This window comes from Runella sp. (assembly GCF_965279615.1).
Lineage (GTDB): Bacteria > Bacteroidota > Bacteroidia > Cytophagales > Spirosomataceae > Runella.
Map to the genome: position 1 here is coordinate 4,781,177 of NZ_OZ257252.1, position 15,453 is coordinate 4,796,629.

The 15,453-nt window shown below is 44.6% G+C and carries 10 protein-coding genes; 6 read left to right on the forward strand and 4 right to left on the reverse strand.

Translation table 11 applies throughout. The annotated features are described in order from the left end of the window. Nucleotides 1–108: 108 nt before the first annotated feature. Nucleotides 109–3,327 carry an amidohydrolase family protein gene (locus tag ACQY73_RS20480; protein WP_428668513.1) on the reverse strand — a complete coding sequence of 1,073 codons (3,219 nt, stop codon included), beginning with the start codon at nt 3,325–3,327 and terminating at the stop codon, nt 109–111. A 154-nt stretch (nt 3,328–3,481) separates the two neighbouring features. Next, on the reverse strand, nt 3,482–4,465 hold the full coding sequence (locus ACQY73_RS20485) for a bile acid:sodium symporter family protein (RefSeq protein WP_428654360.1): 984 nt from the start codon (nt 4,463–4,465) through the stop codon (nt 3,482–3,484). Nucleotides 4,466–4,505: 40 nt separating this feature from the next. On the opposite strand from ACQY73_RS20485, the gene ACQY73_RS20490 reads away from it, so the two are divergent. The 5 genes from ACQY73_RS20490 (at nt 4,506) to ACQY73_RS20510 (ending at nt 11,964) form a co-directional block, all read left to right on the forward strand. Then, nucleotides 4,506–5,288, forward strand: a complete 783-nt coding sequence (locus ACQY73_RS20490) for a ThuA domain-containing protein (RefSeq protein ID WP_428654362.1) — start codon at nt 4,506–4,508, stop codon at nt 5,286–5,288. A 173-nt stretch (nt 5,289–5,461) separates the two neighbouring features. Then, a complete protein-coding gene (locus ACQY73_RS20495; RefSeq protein WP_428654364.1) occupies nt 5,462–7,141 on the forward strand; it encodes an AMP-binding protein in 1,680 nt (559 codons plus the stop codon). 114 nt (nt 7,142–7,255) lie between these two features. Then, nucleotides 7,256–9,574, forward strand: coding sequence for an immunoglobulin domain-containing protein (locus ACQY73_RS20500; protein WP_428654366.1), 2,319 nt, complete (start codon nt 7,256–7,258; stop codon nt 9,572–9,574). A 90-nt stretch (nt 9,575–9,664) separates the two neighbouring features. Beyond that, the gene (locus ACQY73_RS20505) at nt 9,665–11,044 is read left to right on the forward strand and encodes a glutamine synthetase family protein (protein ID WP_428654368.1); all 1,380 of its coding nucleotides are present in this window, start codon (nt 9,665–9,667) and stop codon (nt 11,042–11,044) included. A 245-nt stretch (nt 11,045–11,289) separates the two neighbouring features. Beyond that, nucleotides 11,290–11,964, forward strand: a complete 675-nt coding sequence (locus ACQY73_RS20510; protein ID WP_428654370.1) for a superoxide dismutase — start codon at nt 11,290–11,292, stop codon at nt 11,962–11,964. A gap of 72 nt (nt 11,965–12,036) precedes the next feature. Here ACQY73_RS20510 and ACQY73_RS20515 read toward each other — a convergent pair whose 3' ends face one another. Both ACQY73_RS20515 and ACQY73_RS20520 read right to left on the reverse strand, forming a co-directional pair. After that, nucleotides 12,037–12,828: a lipoprotein signal peptidase gene (locus tag ACQY73_RS20515; protein ID WP_428654372.1), complete on the reverse strand. Its 792-nt coding sequence runs from the start codon at nt 12,826–12,828 to the stop codon at nt 12,037–12,039. A 10-nt stretch (nt 12,829–12,838) separates the two neighbouring features. Then, nucleotides 12,839–14,047 carry a proline dehydrogenase family protein gene (locus tag ACQY73_RS20520; RefSeq protein ID WP_428654374.1) on the reverse strand — a complete coding sequence of 403 codons (1,209 nt, stop codon included), beginning with the start codon at nt 14,045–14,047 and terminating at the stop codon, nt 12,839–12,841. Nucleotides 14,048–14,188: 141 nt separating this feature from the next. On the opposite strand from ACQY73_RS20520, the gene ACQY73_RS20525 reads away from it, so the two are divergent. After that, nucleotides 14,189–15,286, forward strand: coding sequence for a chorismate mutase (locus tag ACQY73_RS20525; protein ID WP_428654376.1), 1,098 nt, complete (start codon nt 14,189–14,191; stop codon nt 15,284–15,286). Nucleotides 15,287–15,453 lie beyond the last annotated feature (167 nt).

The window sequence follows — 15,453 nt, forward strand, 5'->3', positions numbered from 1 at the left end:
AGCAACTTAATGCTTTGGTATACTATTGTGACTCTCACGATTTTATACGAATGACTAATCCCCTTTAGGATAAAACGCAAAGGGGATTAGTCCAATTTATGCCATAACTTATTGACGTCCTTGGCAAATACAACGCACAGCACCAAAACTGCGAGTTTCGGCATGCCACTCAAAAGCAGCGTTATACCGATTGTTTTCCCAGAAAAACTTTTTCCGGGTACAGTTATAATTTCCCGTTTCAGTCATGGTTTCGGCATCGTACAACCGCCCGTTTACCATTACGTATTTTATGCTTTCGCTGTTGCGAAGATTTTCCAACGGATTTTTGTCAAGCACCAGCAAGTCAGCTAATTTTCCTACTTCCAATGAGCCGATCTCTTTGTCTAAACCCAAGCTTTTAGCCGGTCCGATGGTGGCCTGTTTGAGAGCCTGTAAATTAGAAATACCGCCTTGTCCCAACATCCAAAGTTCCCAATGCGCACCCAAGCCCTGCAATTGACCATGAGCACCTAAATGTACACTTACGCCTGCGTCGGCCAATTTGCGGGCTGTTTGAGAATTGCCGATGTGTCCGAAATCATCATCGGGCAGCATCTCACGGCGGCGCGAGCGGCTGTCAACAATGGAGCGCGGAACAAATGTCAATAAACGTGATTGCTCCCAAACGTTGGTTTTTTGGTACCAATAATATTCTCCCGAAACACTTCCAAAACTCACGATGAGTGTAGGTGTATAGCCCGTTTTGCTGTTGCTCCACAAAGACACCACATCTTTGTAAACGGGATCAACCGGAATGTTATGCTCAATCGTAGTGTGCCCGTCCATGATCATGGTCATGTTGTGATTGAAGAACGAACCGCCTTCGGGAACGACCAACATGCCTAATTCACGAGCGGCCTGAATGATTTGCTGACGTTGATTGCGGCGCGGTTGATTGTAACTCTTGACCGAAAATGCACCTACCGCCTTCATGCGGCGTAAATGCGAACGTGCGTCATCTAAACTATTGATCACGGCTTTAAAATCACCGTCGGCACCGTACAAAATGGTTCCCGTAGAATAAACACGCGGCCCGATCATTCGCCCTGTTTTGACCATTTCAGATTGACTGAAAACCATTTCGGTATTGGAAGAAGGGTCATGAACGGTCGTGACTCCGTAGGCCAAATTGGCAAAATACGACCACTGCTGTTGCGCCGACTTTTCATTGCCCGTTCCGATGTGGGCGTGTGCATCAATAATACCCGGCATCAGCGTTTTGCCCGAGGCATCAATCACTTTTGCTTCTGCCGGAATTTTCACCTGACCTGCCGCGCCAACGGCCACGATTTTATTATCTTTAACAACCAACGTGCCGTTTTTGATCACTTCCAACTGTCCTTGGGCGTTTTCTTTCATGGTTAAAATCGTGCCGCCTTTAAACGCCACCACACCTTTGGGAACATCGGTTGAGAGGGTTAAGCCAATCGGGATACCGGTTGAATCAATGGCCGGTAATTTTTCGGGCGCATCTTCCACAAACAAAAAGCTTTCCTTGATAGAACGGGTAAAATACTCAGGGCCGATCGTCCAATGCAATTTTTGACTGTCGTTAGACCAATGCAGGTAATCGCCGGCGTCACGTGTGACTTTGTAGACGGGAAATGCCTTGGTATTGCCTGATAAGTCTACGGCTTTGCCGGTGGTAGGAAAAGCAGCAATGTACAGATGGAATAATTCCTGAAAAGCGATCCATTTATTATCAGGACTGGGCACAAACTTGGTGGCGTATTGTGAAGTAAAGTGCGTTTGTTCGTCGGTGTTGTTGAGCGTTACACTTTTAAACGATTTGCTCTGGCCATCTTCCAAAAAGAAAATACGGTCACCGGCGGCGCTGAACAGAGGCTCCTCACCGCTGTCACGGAGAAACGTGCCCTCGCCTCCCGTCGCCGACATTAAGTATAAACCCGGCTCTTTGCCAAAGGCGTAACCCATATAGCCATTGCCTGTTCCTTTGCGGTAAATAATCTTGGAGCCGTCGGGCGAAAAGGCAGGTGTTTGGTAAAATCCCTTTTCCGTCGTCAGCGTTTCAATGGTATTATTGGCCAACGTCAATTTTCGAATACTTCCCGTCAATGAATCACTCCAAGTGGTATATAGCAAATACTTTCCATCCGGGCTAAACGTGGGTTCGTATTCAAATACATCAGTAGCTTTGGTAAGGCGTTCGGGCGTTCCTTTGGGCAGGGTTTTCTTGTAGAGATACCCTGCGGCATGAAAAATCAACGTTTTTCCGTCGGGTGAAGTACGTGCCTGACGGATCATTTTAGAGTCAAAAGTAGGGGTAAATACCGTCTGTGGAGAACGAACCGCTTCCTGTACCGTAATGCTGGCATTGACCGTAAACGGAATTTCGGTGGCTTTAGCCGTGGCGACATTTACGCGGAACAATTTACCTTTTGCCCAGATCACAACATCTTTGCTGTCGGGAGTCCAGTCGTAATTGGGATATAAACCCATAATGGCCCACGCTTCCTGTTGGTCTTTATTCAATTGATCAAAAACAGGAAATTCTTCGCCCGTTTTCAAGTCGTGAATGTACAATACTGACTTCGTGCGCACGCGTCGTACAAACGCCAGTTGCTTTCCGTCGGGCGAGATCTGCGGTCTGACCGCGCCGCCGGGACCGGTGACGATATTTTTTAAAGTGCCCGTTTGGCGATCCAAACGACGAATGACGTAAATCTGCCCGTTTGGATCTTTGTTATACTGAAAATTAGGGCCTTGGCTCATGTCTTCGCTGAAATACACGTAGCGGCCATCCGGAGAAACACAAGGCTCGCCGGCGTCTTGCTGATCGTTTCGGCGCTTGGTCAATTGCAATCCCGCTGTACCGCCACTTGCGTGATACATCCACATTTCACCGGCCCCTAAGGAGCGAGAAGCCGTAAAGTGCTTACGCGCAATGAGGTATTGGCCATCCGGCGTCCAAACGGCGTTATTAAGAAGTCGAAACTCTTCGTTGGAGATTTGTTTTAGGTCTGAGCCATCGCGTTTCATGGTCCAGATATTGTCGCCGCCGCCACGGTCGCTGGTGAAGGAAATTCGTTTGCCGTCGGGACTGTAGCGGGGTTGGATTTCCAACGGCAATCCTCCCGCAAGCAATTTGGCTTCTCCGCCGCTGATGGGCAGCGTATAAAGGTCACCGAGCATGTCGAAGACAATCTCCTTCCCGTCGGGACTCACGTCGAGGTTCATCCATGTACCTTCATTGGTCGTGAATTTTACTTCTTTGGAAGGACCGTGCGGTTTGGAAACATCCCACGTCTCTTTGGGTTTTTGGGCCATTGCCTGAAAAACGGTCAAAGCCGCCGCAATGGCGAGAGTAGCATTTTTTTTCAAGGGTAAAAAGGGCTTGGAAGATGAAATGTAAGGATTTGCGACACAAAATTGTTCAAAAATACCGCTTGTGCATCGCAATGGCAAGTTAAAACTTAATTGCTTATGAAGCTTCTTTTTTGCCCATTTGCTGTGCGATCATGCTTCCCACCATCAATTGCAGGGCATGATACATCATCAAAGGAAGCAAAACCACGCCCATCATGACGGGATTGGGAAATAACACTTTGCCCATCACGGCTCCCTGAACCAATGATTTTTTAGAGCCGCAAAACAAAACCGTGATCTTGTCCGGACGATTGAACTTGAGCCAACGACTGACCAATAGCATGATCCCAAAAACTACCAGAAAGAACAACAGCATCAATAACCCCAGTTCAACGATTTCGCTTGCGGATTGATTGCTGAACATATTATTGGCAAATGATTCGCAAAAAGAAGTGTAAACGATCATCAGAATGATCAATTGATCAAACATTCGTAATGTGCCGGTGTAACGCTCCGTCCATTTTCCCCATTTTTTATGAAGCAAAAAACCTAGAATAACGGGCAATAACACTTCCAGGCACAGGCGAAGAATAATGGGAGTGATCTCAAAAGCGGCATCCTGTTGTTTCAGCAACTGGCTCATCCACAGAGGTGTAATGAAAATGCCGATGATGCTCGAAATGCTGGCGTTGAAAATAGCGGCGGGTAGATTGCCACCCGCAATTGCCACCATAACCACCGAAGAAGAAACGGTAGAAGGTAGCGTAGCTAAATAAAAAATGCCTACCCAAGTCAGTGAAGTGGTGTCGACACTGAAAATTGCCCCGATCCCCAGAACAATAAGCGGAAATAATATAAACGTTGTTAATTGAATGACTATGTGCAATTTCCAATTGCTCAGGCCGCTTTTCAGTTTCTCGGGATTGAGTTTTAATCCGTAAAAAAAGAAGATAACAGATACGCCGTATTCGGCAATATCAGGCAAATGGAGGATGCTTTGTTCGGTTCCGAAAGAAGGAAAAAAATACGCCAATACGATCATTCCGATCAACGCGAAGAAGAAGCCGTTTATCCCTACCTTTGCCAGTAACTGAATCATTGTTATCCCTTTTAAACGCACAAAGTTAACTGTATAAACGATGGATAAGCACCTTTCCTGCGTTCTCCTTTTCATTTTTCCACTGTTTACTGCCATTTTTCCTGTGGATGCACAGAAGCAAAAACAGGCGTTCAAAGCGGTGGTTTTGGCCGAACCCAACAGTATTCATGCTCCTTTTGTGGCGGCGGCAAAAATTTGGCTGCAACAAAAAGCATCGGAACATCATTTTACGGTTGATTACATCGAAAATGCGGCACCTGTCAACGATGCCTTTTTGAACCAATATCAATTGTTCATTCAATTGGATTATCCGCCGTATCGTTGGAGTGATACCGCCAAAGCTGCTTTTGAAAAATACATTAAAGAAGGAAAAGGCAAAGGATGGATCGGGTTTCATCACGCGTCGTTACTGGGCGAATTTGATGGATATGCCATGTGGCCTTGGTTTTCGACATTTTTGGGCGGCATTCGCTACAAAAACTATATTCCTGATTTTGCTAAAGCAACGGTTCGGGTCGAAGCCGGGCAGCATCCCTGTTTTAAAGGGATGCCTTCTTCGTTTGAATTCAGTAAAGAAGAGTGGTACACTTACGACAAAAGCCCGCGCCCCAATGTGCATGTATTGGCTTCCGTGGATGAATCTACCTATGTTCCTGACTCAAAAATCAAAATGGGCGACCATCCGGTGATATGGTCAAATGAACAAATGAAGGCCAAAAATGTCTATATTTTCATGGGGCATCATCCTGATCTGTTTAAGAATGAGGCCTTTACGACTTTATTTCAAAATGCTGTTTTGTGGGCTTCCGGACAGAAGTTATAATTGGAAATGTTCCCTCTCTGAGTATATAAATTCTTCTGTATCGCCCCGCCCAAGTTGCCGGACTTGTTGATTCGGTCTATTTTTCGTTATGGTTTTTCATTTTTATAGGTTGAAAACAATTTATTACCAATAAAGTTATATTTTTGTTTGAAAACCCTAAACCTTATTGAATAATGAAAACGACGGCAGTTCCTAATCCTGAGGTACTTAAAACCTTTGTGGATTATTTTTACCATTGGGAAAAAAACCAGCCTGAAAAGATCTTTTTGCGTCAGCCTTTTGGGGATAAATTTAAAGATTTTACGTGGGAAGAAACGGGTGATCAGGTAAGGCGATTGGCGACGTATCTGATTTCGCTGGGTTTAGCACCAAAGAGCAACATAGGGCTTGTTTCCAAGAACTGTGCGGAGTGGATCATTGCTGATTTGGCTATCTTGGTGGCAGGGCATGTTTCGGTACCGTTTTATCCTACACTCACAGGCGACCAATTAAATCAGGTGCTGAATCACAGTGGTTGTTCGGTGCTGTTTGTCGGAAAGTTGGACGATTGGCAGGGAATGAAAAAAAGAATTCCCGCAAGCGTTAATTGCATTTCTTTTCCAAGGTATAATCCTGATCCTGAACATGTACAATGGGATGATATCATTACCCACAACCAACCGTTAAAACAATCTCCCCGCCCAAATTTGGAAGACCTGTTTTCCATTATTTATACTTCCGGCACAACGGGCAATCCCAAAGGAGTGATGCTCACCTATAAAGCAATGGCTTCGGCGGTTGCGGCAACCAAAGACCTGCTTCTTTATGGTCTGCCCGAAACGCGCTTTTTTTCCTACTTGCCTTTGTCGCACATTGCCGAGCGCAATATTGTGGAAGCGACGAGTATCGGGACGGGGGGTACAATCTATTTTGCCGAATCACTCGACACATTTACCAAGAATCTGGCGAAAGCAAGACCTACACATTTTTTAGCAGTGCCCCGTATCTGGACTAAATTTCAATTGGGAGTATTGGCCAAAATGCCGCAGAAAAAATTGGACTTATTGCTTAAAATCCCCATTATCAGCGGCATTGTTAAGAAAAAAATCCGTCAGGGTCTTGGGCTTAATGAGGCTAAATTGATTTTGACCGGAGCGGCTCCGATGCCTGCTTCGCTCATTTTGTGGTTTCGCCGTTTGGGCGTCAAAATTCAGGAAGCTTACGGAATGACTGAAAATTTGGGTGCCGTGTGCATGACGCCCGGCGATAAGCCCAAAGACGGAACGGTAGGGAAATTGTATCCGGGCGTTGAGGTAAAAATACTGCCCGATACCGGTGAAATATTGACACGCTCCGATTGGAACATGGTAGGCTACTACAAAGATCCTAAAATGACCGCCGAAACTATTGACGAGGATGGATGGCTACACACCGGCGATGTAGGCGAAGTGGATAATGAGGGGTATCTAAAGATAACAGGGCGGGTCAAAGAAATGTATAAAACGGCAAAGGGCGAATACGTGGCGCCCTCTCAGATAGAATTTGGATTTGCCGATAATAAGCTGATTGAACAGATATGTGTGGTAGGACAAAGCCTGCCGCAACCTATTGCGCTGGTTGTGTTGTCGGAAATGGCTCGTGCCGTTGAGCGGGAGGCTGTTACACAAAGTCTCGTTGCCACTTTGTCGGATGTAAATCCAAAACTAAAATCGTACGAGCGGGTTCAGAAAATCGTCGTAATGAAGAATGCCTGGACTGTCGACAATAATATGTTGACACCCACCATGAAAACAAAGCGGAATGTCATTGAGAAGGAGTATGATCGAATGATGGAGCCTTGGTATGAAGTCAAAGAGAACATAATCTGGGAATGACCCGATCGGGTCTAAATGGCATGATTTTTGTCCTTTGAGCTTTAAGTTTAAGCCAAAGTACCTTAGATGTTTGCCAAACATATCTTTTTTAAATGTTTTTTTTCAGCAACAATATTGCTCTTCTATGTCGTAGAAAAGGCATTGGCGCAAACATGTACCGGTACGCTTGGCAGTCCGGTGGTGAATATTACTTTTGGAACAGGGACAGGATTTACAACATTGGCTGCCGCGGCTCCCGGCGCAACTACTACGTATAATCCGATATCGGCCGACTGCCCCGAGGATGGTCAATATACCGTTGCCGATTCTACTCATAACTGCTTCTACGGCTCTTGGTTTATCGTTTCGGAGGATCACACGCCCAATGATGTTAATGGTCGTATGGCTGTCTTTAATGCATCCTACGGTTCCGGAGAATTTTATCGCCAAACCATAAGCGGTCTTTGCGGGAATACAACGTATGAAGTGGCCGCTTGGATGGCTAACATCTTGAAAACGACCGGTTGCAGTGGTAATGGGATAGACCCTAACATAACCCTTCAGATCGAATCCTTGGATGGCACTTTATTACAAACCTACACCACCGGAGATATAGCGGAAACAAATGCATTTATATGGAAACAATATGCATTTTTGTTTACGACCGGTGCCGGCCAAACCGAGGTGGTGTTGAAAATCATTAATGATGCGCCCGGCGGTTGCGGCAATGACCTCTTGTTGGATGATATTACACTTCGTCCCTGTGACTCCTTCACTATTACTGGTTTACCAACGTCATGTGATGGACTGACTGCCCGGCAGGACGGAAAATTGCAAATCAACAACGTACCTGCGGGGAGACGATATGATTTTTCAGTTGGAACTAATTATACCGGAAATCAAACCTTTGCAACGGCTACAGTCATTCCGCCAAATGGCATTTTGGCAGATACATTGTCTAACCCGGCCGTCAGTCAAGAATATACGGTACGTCTCTTTGAATCAACGGGTTGTGTTTCTGATCGCAGTGTAACCTTACTGCATCGGGAATGTATTTGCCCTATACCGCCGTTTGTGGTTCCGGAAAGCCAGAGCGTGTGCGAAGGAGATACATTGCGCACCATTCATGGGTTTGTAGAGCCCGGCGTAACCATAGATTGGTATGATGAGCAGGGCAATTTACTCAAACAAGGTTCTCTTTTCTTCAAGCCAACGCAAGCCGGAGCGGTGTATGCCGAAGCGCGTAACATTGCAACGAATTGCAAAGGCGTATCACGAGTACCTTCCTACGCATTTATCAATACGCTTCCTTCTTTCCGTGGCGTTGTGACCGGCGGTACGTGTATCGGGGCGAGTGTTGTAGCGGATGCTAAAATTACGTTATTGGATGTCCAAAACGGAAGCAGATACGACTATACCAAAGGGGTACAGTATTTGGGTAATAAAACGTACGATACCGCTACCGATATAGCCGCTAATGGAATTATTCTGGAAAATTTAGTGAATCCATTGACCACTGACTTTTATACTGTTCGTGTATTTGGCGCTACCGGTTGCTTTAAGGATACCGTGTTGAAGTTCGAACCAACGATCTGCGAATGCCCTCATCCACCCACAGTTGTTCCGGAAAGTCAAAGCGTTTGTACGGGGGATACGTTGCGCACTATTCATAGCTTTGTGAATCTTGGCACAATAGTTGACTGGTACGATGCGCCCGTTGGAGGCAACCTACTCAAACAAAATTCGCTTTTCTTTAAGCCCACACAGGCCGGAATTGTATATGCTGAAGCAAGAGATTTAATAACGGGATGCAAATCAGGAACCCGCGTACCTTCCTACGCTTTTGTAAATCCACTTCCTGAGTTTGTGCTTGAATCAAAGACGCCGAGCTGTTTCCAAAATAATCCTCAAAATGATGCGTCCATTAAGCTGAAAGCGAATAGATACGGCACAAAATATGATTATTCTATAGGTGAAAAATATATAGGACAACGAACGTTTGATGATGCCCTTGCCTTACCTACAGACAGCATTTTGGTTAAAAATATCGTAAACCCTTCAAGTTCACAAAAATATACAATACGGATTTTTAGTGACTCCAACTGTTTTAAGGATGAAACGATCACACTTAATCGCTTTGAGTGTAATTGTGTGCCGATCACCGTCAATGTAACGACGCAAAATACCGTAGTATGTCGAGGCGATACATTGCCCACCATTATGGCCTCTGTCGGAGCGGATAATACCGTAGATTGGTATGATGCATCTACGAATGGAAAGGTAGTAAAAGCCAATTCAATTTCTTTTAAACCTCCGCATTTAGGCACCTATTATGCCGAAGGCAAATCGTTGCTGAATGTGGGTTGCGTAAGCAGTGTACGGGTTCCGGTAACTTTTCAGGCATCCTATGCTCCCAAATGTATTCAGTTTCAGTTAAAAAAGAATCCTAAATAATTAGTACACAAATACTTTTTACTTCTATGCCGAATTATCGCAAGGGTTAGTTGCCTTTTTTGCTATTTTTAAGCCAAAAACAACGGCACCATGTCTAAACCCCAAGGACTTCTTACCATTGAACAGCTAAAGGAAGCTGTAGAACAACAAACCATTGAAACCATTATTGTTGCCTTTACCGACCATTATGGACGGTTGGTTGGAAAACGTTTTGATGCAGATTTTTTTGTAGATGATATCTATAAACACGGCACCCACGGCTGTAATTATCTTCTTACCACCGACATGGCGATGGACCCGGTACCGGGATTTTCGTTTGCCAATTGGGAATTAGGTTATGGTGATTTTCATTTAGTGCCCGATCTTTCTACGTTGCGGGTTGCGGCTTGGCTTGATCGTACAGCCATGATCATTTGCGATGTTAAAAGCGAAAAAACGCACCAATACATTGACATTGCTCCGCGCTCGGTCTTGAGAAAACAACTTGAAAAGGCGTCACAACACCAATTTGAGGTATTGGCAGCTTCCGAATTGGAATATTATTTGTTTGAAAACAGCTTCCGCGAAGCACATGAGACCAATTTTTCTCAACTTCGACCGGTAGGTTGGTACATTGAAGATTATCATATTCTTCAGGGAACCCGTACCGAGCCTTTCAACGCAGCAGCACGGCGTTATCTGAAACAATCGGGTGTGCCGGTCGAAAACTCAAAAGGAGAGTGGGGCTTAGGGCAACATGAGCTGAATGTGCGCTACGCCGAAATACTGGACATGGCCGACCGTCACGTTGTCTATAAACAATGCCTCAAAGAAGTGGCAGATGCTATGGGCTGGAGCATTACCTTTATGGCTAAGTTTGCCGCCGACCGCGCGGGTTCAAGCTGTCATATTCACATCAGTTTATGGAAAGACGGCGAAAATGCCTTTGATGGCGAGAATACATTTGGCCCCGTAAAATGCTCCGATACTTTTCGTTGGTTTTTGGGAGGTTGTATCGCTCATGCGCCCGATGTCATGGTTTTTTATGCGCCAACCATCAATTCGTATAAGCGCTATGTCGATGGCTCTTGGGCTCCTACACGTTTGGCGTGGAGTTATGATAACCGTACTGCCGGTTTTCGGGTAGTGGGTCACGGTAAAAGTCTGCGGATCGAATGCCGTATTCCCGGTGCGGATTGCAATCCTTATTTGGCGTTTGCGGGACTATTGGCTTCGGGCTTGGAAGGAATTGAAAAGCAAATTGAACCGCCTGCCATTTTTGAAGGTGATATTTATGCGGCGGCACATTTACCGCGCGTTCCTTATACTTTAGCGGAATCCATTGCTGTGTTTTCAAACAGCGAGTTTGCAAAACGGACCTTCGGAACCGACGTAGTGGAACATTACACACACTTTTATAAAACGGAACAGACCGCATACAATGCTTCGGTAACGGATTGGGAGCGGAAACGTTATTTTGAACAGATTTAACGCGAAAAAAGAAATAATGTACGAATGATATTTTTAAATTTTTTCTTGAAATAATTCATTTAATAAATTTATCTGCTACTTTTGTAACGATTATTTCTAAACCTCTACAACAAATACTTTAAGAAACCTTCTGAATCCCACAGAAGGTTTTTTATTTTTACGTATAAAATAACTTTCATCGCTTCTCTTGCGTTGTATTCTACGTAATATTGCACATCATTCATTAATCAACCTTTTTAAGCAAAATGACAACTAAATTTTTCCGAAATGCATTGGCGATAGCTCTGGCAGCAGGTTCGTTGCAGGTTATGGCGCAATTTGTACAGGCACCTCTTCCGTATGCATCTGATGCACTTGAGCCAAGTATTGATAAAGCCACGATGGAGATCCACTACGGTCGCCATCACAAGGCGTATGTAGATAATTTGAATAAAGCAGTAGCAGGAAAGCCGGAAGAAAAACTGTCGCCGGAAGCATTGGTAAAAACCATTACGAAAGAAACCGCTCCTGCAGTACGCAACAATGGCGGTGGGCATTGGAATCATACCTTCTTTTGGAGCATCATGGGTCCGGGTAAAGGCGGCGCACCTAAAGGTGCATTGGCAGATGCCATCACCAAAGATTTCGGTTCGTTGGATGAATTTAAAAAGAAATTCAAAGAAGCCGCAACTACCCGTTTCGGTTCAGGCTGGGCGTGGTTGATCGTGAAAGATCATAAATTGGTGGTAAGCTCTACACCAAACCAGGACAATCCATTGATGCCGGTTGCCGAAGTACAGGGCACACCTATTTTGGGAGTGGATGTATGGGAACATGCTTACTACCTCAAATACCAAAACAAACGTCCTGATTACTTAGATGCATTCTGGAATGTTGTGAATTGGGATAAAGTAGCCGAATTGTATGCTGCGGCGAAGTAAGTTCAGAAAACGCAACACATAAAAAAGAGAATGCCGCAGGGTATTCTCTTTTTTTATGGTAATGTTAGCCGATTATTTGGCAGAGTCATCTTTTTCCGGGGGAGCTTCAAAAGTAGGCTCCGGTGTTTTTTCGTCAAATGTTGAAGGAGCAACTTCTTCCGTTTCGCTTACCGGTGTTTCTGAAACTGAATTTTCATTTTCTTCGGTGGCAGCAAAACGATCATTTTCGGTAACAATATCATTGTCCGGTGCTTTCTCCGTTTCCTCTTCTTCTTCAAAACGGGGAAAAAAAGTGCCCTGAAACATCAAAATGATACAAACACCGATGAAAATGCAGGCATCGGCAAAGTTGAAGATGGGAGTCGTGTAATACTGACCACCCCAAAGAGGCACCCAATCGGGAACAAAACCTTCCCAAAAATCAATGAATACCATGTCAATGACTTGCCCGTGAAACCACGGAGTAGGGGAGCCGTAAGGGGCGTTATCAATGAAGATTCCGTAAAAAATACTGTCAATTAAATTACCGATGGCTCCTGCCAGAATCATGGCCATTGCCCAAAGCAATCCGCTTGAGGCTCCTTTTTTGGCAAGGCGCAGCATATAGCCGGCAATGAAGACCATGGCACCAAGCCGAAATACCGTTAAAAATAATTTACCGTATTCATGGTCGATCTGCATTCCGAATGCCATGCCCGGATTGGTAACGTAATAAAGCTTGAACCAATCGCCAATCAGCCGAATTTGCCCGGCAAACCCCGGAGACATATAATGATGTACGAGCAATTTAGAGGCTTGATCTATTCCGATAAGCAGCAGGGCAAACAAAAAATATTTAAGAGGACCTTTGGGGGATTGAGTCATGGAATGGGAATTAATGAACAACTTTCATAGTGTGGCGACGTTCCACTTCTCGTTTTATCAGCAAAAACTCGCGACTGCTTTGTCCCGCAATAGATTTATTTTCTTCGGCACGGCGAAACAAATACGGCATTACGGTCTCCACAGGGCCGTAAGGTACGTATTTGGCCACATTATAACCCGCATTGGCCAAATTGTATGAAATATTATCGCTCATTCCGAGAAGTTGCGCAAACCATACGTGAGGATCATTGTTCGGAACGTTCAGTTTGTTCATTAATTCGATGCAGTAATTGCAGCTCTCCTCATTGTGAGTTCCCAAACAGATAGAGATCACGTCGCGATTTTCAAGTGCAAACAGAATGGATTTGTTATAATCGCAATCGGTATCTTCTTTGGTAGCGTGAATCGGATCTTGGTATTCACTTTCGTAAGCGCGTTGGCGTTCTTTTTCGAAATAGGCTCCTCTTACCAATTTAGCTCCCAGAAAATAACCATCCGTTTTTGCTTCGTGAGTCGCTTTTTTGAAATTTGCGAGCATATCACGACGGTACATTTGAAAAGTATTGTACACAATCGGCTTTTTGGTGTTGTATTTCTGCATTGCCTGATATGCTAATTGATCAATAACGTCTTGAATCCAGCTTTCTTCGGCGTCTACAAAAATCTTTACATTTAAGTCATGCGCTTTTTGGCACAATTGGTTTACCCGTTCTTTTATACGCTCAAAAGCTGCCTGTTCGCCGGCACTTAACGGCTCTCCTGACTGCATTTTTTCCATAAGCGGCGTGGAACCGATACCCGTTACCTTGAAAACAGAGAACGGAACGTCCTCTGTTTGGCTTGCTTTTTCAATAGTTAGCAGAATTTCGCTGGCAGTTTTCTCAAAACTCTCTTCATTGTCTTCTCCCTCCACTGAATAATCTAAAATTGTGCCGATTTTAGAATTAGCCAAATTTTGTATGGCTTTATTGCATTCTTTAATATCTTCACCTCCACAAAATTGGCCAAAGAGAGTGGCTTTTATGAGGTTTTTGATAGGAAGTCGCAACAAAAGCGCGAGTTTTATAAAAAAAGTTCCTAATTTTACAAGCCAAGGTTGGTTCATTAATGCAAATAACCAGTAAGTTTTCTTTAACTGAAAATTTGACTTAGATGAGAAGGCAACCGTAGTGTCATCAAATGAAACACCCGCTTGGGGCGAAGCAACACTTATAGACATAATTTTAACGTGTATTTGTTGTTATAACAATAAAACAAATGCAAAATTACAAAAGTTGTACTTAGCTATCAAATTGTTAATATCAGATTTTGTTAATATCAGATTGTTGTACTTAATTAATTTCTTTAATTTTTCTCAATTATGAGTGCCACCTTAGAAATTTTACCGATGAGTTCGTGGGTTGATACGGGCGGGAAACCACTCGTCATTGCAGGCCCATGCAGTGCCGAAACTGAAGAGCAGGTTTGGGAGACCGTAACCCAGATCAAAGCTGAAGGATATGCAAATGTAATTCGTGCAGGCGTATGGAAGCCACGTACCCGTCCGGGGAGTTTTGAAGGGATGGGCGAAGCGGCTTTGCCTTGGCTTGCTGCCGTAAAAAAAGAAACAGGTTTACCCATTGCCGTTGAAGTAGCAACTCCTCAGCACATTGAGCTTGCGCTTAAATACGGAATTGATATTTTGTGGATCGGTGCTCGTACCACCGTTAACCCTTTCAACGTTCAGGACTTAGCAGATGCATTGAAAGGTGTGGATGTACCGGTGTTGATCAAAAACCCGGTCAACCCTGATTTGGCACTATGGATCGGAGCATTTGAGCGTATCAACCGCGCAGGCATTAAGAAATTGGGTGCCATTCACCGTGGTTTCTCGAACGCGCAGGAAACAAAATACCGCAACTCTCCGATGTGGAATATTGCCATCGAATTGAAAACGACGTTCCCGGATTTACCGATCATCGGCGACCCTAGTCACATGGCCGGAAAACGTGCATATCTGTTTGAGATCGCACAACGTGCATTGGATTTGAATTACGATGGTCTAATCATTGAGTCGCACCGTGATCCGGACAAAGCGTGGTCGGATGCTTCTCAGCAGTTGACTCCTGCCGCTTTGGGCGAAATGTTGCATGAACTGCACGTTCGTAAAGCTGAATACGGTACAGATTATCGGAACGAACTTGAGCAACTCCGCAGTAAACTTGATAACCTTGATCGTGAATTGCTCGAAATTCTTAGCCACCGTATGTCGTTGGTTGAGCAGCTGGGCGAATACAAGCGTGATAACAACGTAGCCGTTCTGCAAATGGATCGTTGGAGACAATTGCGTAAGAATCGCGGTGATTTGGGTAAACAATTGAATTTGTACCCTGATTTCGTAGAAGAATTGTTCGAATTGGTTCATATGGCCTCTATCCGTAAACAGACAGAAGTAATGAACTCTACGCCTGCTGCTTAATTTTCAGCGCAAGCTTATCATACCGAGGCCGCTTCGAAAGAAGCGGCCTTATTTTTTAAGGTCAAGTAAAAGTTTTTGGGTTTTACAGGAAAGGTGTTGTTCTAATGTTCGGACACTTAATCGGGTTGTGAGCAACCCTCTACACAAAAAAAACGTGCGGAGGGTTG

Coding starts and splice junctions, on each gene's coding strand:
- ACQY73_RS20525 (WP_428654376.1), top strand. CDS start 14,189: ATGAGTGCCACCTTAGAAATTTTACCGATGAGTTCGTGGGTTGATACG.
- ACQY73_RS20495 (WP_428654364.1), top strand. CDS start 5,462: ATGAAAACGACGGCAGTTCCTAATCCTGAGGTACTTAAAACCTTTGTG.
- ACQY73_RS20490 (WP_428654362.1), top strand. CDS start 4,506: ATGGATAAGCACCTTTCCTGCGTTCTCCTTTTCATTTTTCCACTGTTT.
- ACQY73_RS20515 (WP_428654372.1), bottom strand. CDS start 12,828: ATGACTCAATCCCCCAAAGGTCCTCTTAAATATTTTTTGTTTGCCCTG.
- ACQY73_RS20505 (WP_428654368.1), top strand. CDS start 9,665: ATGTCTAAACCCCAAGGACTTCTTACCATTGAACAGCTAAAGGAAGCT.
- ACQY73_RS20485 (WP_428654360.1), bottom strand. CDS start 4,465: ATGATTCAGTTACTGGCAAAGGTAGGGATAAACGGCTTCTTCTTCGCG.
- ACQY73_RS20480 (WP_428668513.1), bottom strand. CDS start 3,327: ATGGCCCAAAAACCCAAAGAGACGTGGGATGTTTCCAAACCGCACGGT.
- ACQY73_RS20520 (WP_428654374.1), bottom strand. CDS start 14,047: ATGTCTATAAGTGTTGCTTCGCCCCAAGCGGGTGTTTCATTTGATGAC.
- ACQY73_RS20510 (WP_428654370.1), top strand. CDS start 11,290: ATGACAACTAAATTTTTCCGAAATGCATTGGCGATAGCTCTGGCAGCA.